General features: G+C 58.2%; 3 protein-coding genes. All 3 read left to right on the forward strand.

The window, feature by feature from the left end:
- Window positions 1-514 precede the first annotated feature (514 nt).
- The 3 genes from EOB49_RS16315 (at window position 515) to EOB49_RS16335 (ending at window position 3,824) form a co-directional block, all read left to right on the forward strand.
- Window positions 515-913 carry a hypothetical protein gene (locus EOB49_RS16315; RefSeq protein ID WP_127322797.1) on the forward strand — a complete coding sequence of 133 codons (399 nt, stop codon included), beginning with the start codon at window positions 515-517 and terminating at the stop codon, window positions 911-913.
- Between the two features lie 600 nt (window positions 914-1,513).
- Window positions 1,514-2,218 carry a Crp/Fnr family transcriptional regulator gene (locus tag EOB49_RS16320; RefSeq protein WP_127381564.1) on the forward strand — a complete coding sequence of 235 codons (705 nt, stop codon included), beginning with the start codon at window positions 1,514-1,516 and terminating at the stop codon, window positions 2,216-2,218.
- Window positions 2,219-3,530: 1,312 nt separating this feature from the next.
- Entirely contained in the window at window positions 3,531-3,824 is a 294-nt protein-coding gene (locus tag EOB49_RS16335) for a DUF1236 domain-containing protein (RefSeq protein WP_127381565.1), read from the forward strand.
- Window positions 3,825-3,986 lie beyond the last annotated feature (162 nt).

The raw sequence follows: 3,986 nt of genomic DNA on the forward strand, positions 1-3,986 counted from the left end.
CGCAAACTCGGACTAACCGAGTTTAAATTAGATTAAGCTAAAATGGTTGCAAAGGTCTTGCTCGGAGGCATGACAACTGAAACCCGCCGCGCTGGCCAAGCACGACGGGTTCACGTTTAGGGCGGCTACATCCTGAGAATCGACCGCCACTGTGCCAACTCGGGATTCGCGTAAAAGTTCCGAAAGCTTGCTTCCCCCTGATGAGCGACCATGTCCGAACTAGTCCATGAGGCTTAGTTGCTACGCTGTCACCTTGTGAGTAACATCAAAAGCCTGGTCATCAGGCCCACCCTCGTGCCCAGATTTGGTCGGCACTGTCGTGCAACCGTTGCTTGGTACCTGACAATGCCGACCAACCCCGCCCGCTAGGCCGGCGTCTATCCCCCGAAGCACCCCGCCAAAAAGGCGCCGGCCACTTTGAGAAACGCGGCTGCCTTCGGTACGCAACCGTACCTTGAATCCTTTCTGCCCGAAAAGAGAGTAAATAGATCCCTTCGCTGGAAGGGAGGCCGCGATGGTTGAAACGCATATAGAAATCGCGCAGGCGGCTATAGAAACCAGCTTTCGGTTGCGGCACCATTCCCTGGCCGGAACTGCCTCATTCCGCCGCGGCATGGACCACTCCCGACTCGCAATCGAGGCCTCGCGCGAACTGCTCAAGCGCCTTCGCCAACGTCACCGCGATGACCTGGCCCGAGGTTGGGAAGATCCGGATCCAGGTCCTGTTGCCGTCTCGGCCTTCGATGCCGACATTCTCCGCTCTGCATTTCGAAACCTGGTAAGGGAAACAAGCGTTCCCGCGTGTGAATGGCGCCACCTGGCTGAAAGCTTGGTCCGCGAATATGTCGGGTGCGAGCAGGTTGACGCAGGCTTGTTGGACTGGATCACCCACAAGTGGTCACCGCTTGGATAAATCGCCTACCGACGCAAAACAGCCCGTCCCGCCCACATTGCCGGTGACACGAAACGGGCTGCGGAAGCCGGCATGCGGTGCTTCCTGAAATCCAACTTTGTACGCGCACGGATGTTCCGTTAGCCTCTGCTGAAAAGCGGGTACATCCTGCTGCTGTGGCCATTCGACAGTCGCAGGTAGAGTAGACCCGCCGCTCCATTTGCGAAGCGACGGGCTCTCGCCCACCCCATGCCTGTCAGAGCAATTTAGATGCCAAATTGTTTGACCCGTTATGGGGCACAGCCTTCGCCTCGCCAGTCGGTCCTGCCAGTCGCCTTCTCGTCGTCTACCTCGAAATCGATAACCATGCACATCATGCCGGCGCTGGCCGCGATCACAAACTGTCGGATTCGTACGAAGCAGAGTCTTGTACGATTCCAACCCTTTAACTTTGTACACCCTTGTTTTGCAATTCGGCGGCTGAGGGGACGCCGTGCATCAGGTCGCATTTCACTGTCAATCGCGCGCCAGAGGGCGTATCTTCTCTAAATCGGCTGCACGTGTTTACGGGCGCAGACGGCAGGGAGATTGGAAAGCTCTTGCCCCAAGCGGGATTGAGCTATGACCATTCCAGAGAACGATTCCTATAAAAACCAATTGTTGCGTCGGCTTAACCCTGGTGACCTGGGGCTTTTGCAGCCACACCTTGAACTGTGTGACCTCAAGCTGAAAATGATCTTGGAGAAAGCCGATTCGGAGATCGAGACGGTTTACTTCCTGGAAGACGGCATTGCCTCCGTGGTCGCGACGGCTTCAGGTAAGGAGGCCGAGGTAGGTCTTGTCGGCTTTGAGGGAATGACCGGTGCCGCGCTCGTGATGGGCGCTGACTATGCGGCGCATCAATGTTACATTCAGTCGCCCGGCAGCGCTTTCAGGATCGGAACCGAGCCCTTCAAGGAGGCCCTTGCGAACAGCCCAACGTTGCGCCTGTTCCTGTTGCGCTATGTCCACTACTTCCACATCCAGACCAGCTATACGGCCCTCATCAACGCAAAATCAAACCTTGAAGAGCGGTTGGCGCGCTGGCTTCTAATGTGTGACGATCGGGTCCACGGGGAACGCCTCGCGATCACCCACGAATTTCTCGCCGTCATGCTTGGAGCAAGACGCCCAGGGGTTACCGTTGGACTGCAAGTGCTGGAAGGACGCGGTTTCATCTATTCTCGACGTGGCGAAGTGAATATCAGGGACCGCAGCGGCCTTGCGGCTTGCGCAAACGGCACCTACGGCAAACCGGAGGCCGAGTATGCGCGGCTGGTTGGATGAGAGCGCCTTCTCAGCATGCCGGACGTGGACCACTATAGTAGGTGGTTCCAGACACTTGTGCCTCGCGCCAGCAAAACAGCCCGTCCCCATATTGCCGATACAGGAAACGGGGTGCGGAAGCCGCGATGCGATGCTCCCGCAATTCAAATTTGGACGCGCATGGTTGTTGCGTTAGCTTCCACTGACATGCTGCAGTCAGCTGCCGCGACACCGAAAGTCGTTCATATCCCGTGGGTCAGTACAAGGTAAATAGCGGGCACTAACATCAACCAGCCGCCCATTCCTAGAACCACCAAAATGGCCATGCGCTCTGTTCGCCTGACAAGGTCGGCAATGTTTTCCTCGTCCGGCAACGAGACGGCGTCCGCAAACCCCGCGGCATGGTCGTTGTCATTTCCCGGTTGGTTTGCGCTGCCACTCGCATTCAATCTCTGGACCAATGTCATTGTTACCGTTCACCAAAAAGATCCCAACCGGCCCGTTCTCGGCGCGTGAGCCGGAACGGGCCAAGGCGGAAAGTTAGTTAAAATCGAAGGACGACCGAAGGTCCCCGTCGGCGGTAGCACCGGACGCGACGGCGGCCATGCCGCCAGTAACTGCGGCAGACCCGTCTCCAGCCCCGCCGGCGGCGGTGGGGACGGTGGTGCCAGTCCCGATGGTAGACCTGCTGCACTTCTGCCTGTGAATCTTCGTCAAAGGCCTCTGTTTGTGGCGTCTCAAGTTCGTCGAGGATGCCGTGTCCGGCTCCTGGAACACCCGCCATTGCCTCGATTGGGCGGACAGCGCTTGCAAGGGCCGCTGCCCCGGCAACACCAAACATTGCGGTCAAGAAGGATCGCCGATCCATAATAAACCTCCCAAGGTGCATGAGCTAGAAAGCGCTCGCTGCCGAATGAGCAGCCCAGCGCACGGTGAAATACAGGACCCGCCAGCCGCCGAAAGCGGCTCGCGGGTCCTATCAGCGCAGGAAGGGACGTAGCTGCGCCGATCCACGCCATGTCAGCCAAGAACGACCCCCATCACCAGGAAGGTGATGGCTGTTGCGAAAATCGGTGCGAGCAACCATCGCGCCTGGCCGACACTTTTTTCCACTGTTTCTCTCCGAATTTGGAGAGACAACAACCTTTAGGCCTAAGCCGTTCCGCCTACTTCCAACGGGTAAGACCATTGCGTCTTCCAACCAGACTTTGGTCCTGCGCGGATTCGGACAGAGGCCCGTATGAGGAACGTTTGGCGTGGCGGCGTGTTCGGGTGGCTGGCGCGCAGCCGATCGTGCTGCCGCCACATTAAAAGAGGAGGAAAACAATGGGGGATGCACCTAAGCAGCGCCGCTGCGGCGCTCTTGCTGTTGGCCAGCGTCGGCGCAGTTGCGGCACAGGATGTGGTTGTCACGCCGGAACAGGACACCGTCGTGGGCGAATACGTGCAGAAGCAACCCTTGGCTTCTGTGAAGCTTCCGGAGGTGGAGCTGAATGTCGGCACGGCTCTGCCAGACACGGTCGAGCTCCACGAGATTCCCAACGTCAAATACCGCTATACTGTGGTCGACAACCGAACGGTTCTGGTGGACCCGAGCACACGCAAGATTGTGAAAGTCTACGACTGAAACTTCGAACCGGCCAGGCAGGGATGGCGGCGGGGTGTGCTCGTCAAACCCCCGCTGAAATCGGACAAATGAAAATGATGAGCCCTGAAGTCGAGACGTCGCAAGCGCTCGTGGCGCGCCTGGCTGATCTCCAGGCGAGAGCGCGGGCAGCGCGTATAAACG

Origin of the sequence: Mesorhizobium sp. M7A.F.Ca.MR.148.00.0.0, from assembly GCF_003997735.1 — a bacterium.
Taxonomy (GTDB): Bacteria; Pseudomonadota; Alphaproteobacteria; order Rhizobiales; family Rhizobiaceae; genus Mesorhizobium.

What these genes read in the sequence shown, in the direction of transcription:
- EOB49_RS16335 (WP_127381565.1), top strand. Translation starts at nt 3,531, where the DNA reads ATGCACCTAAGCAGCGCCGCTGCGGCGCTCTTGCTGTTGGCCAGCGTC.
- EOB49_RS16315 (WP_127322797.1), top strand. Translation starts at nt 515, where the DNA reads ATGGTTGAAACGCATATAGAAATCGCGCAGGCGGCTATAGAAACCAGC.
- EOB49_RS16320 (WP_127381564.1), top strand. Translation starts at nt 1,514, where the DNA reads ATGACCATTCCAGAGAACGATTCCTATAAAAACCAATTGTTGCGTCGG.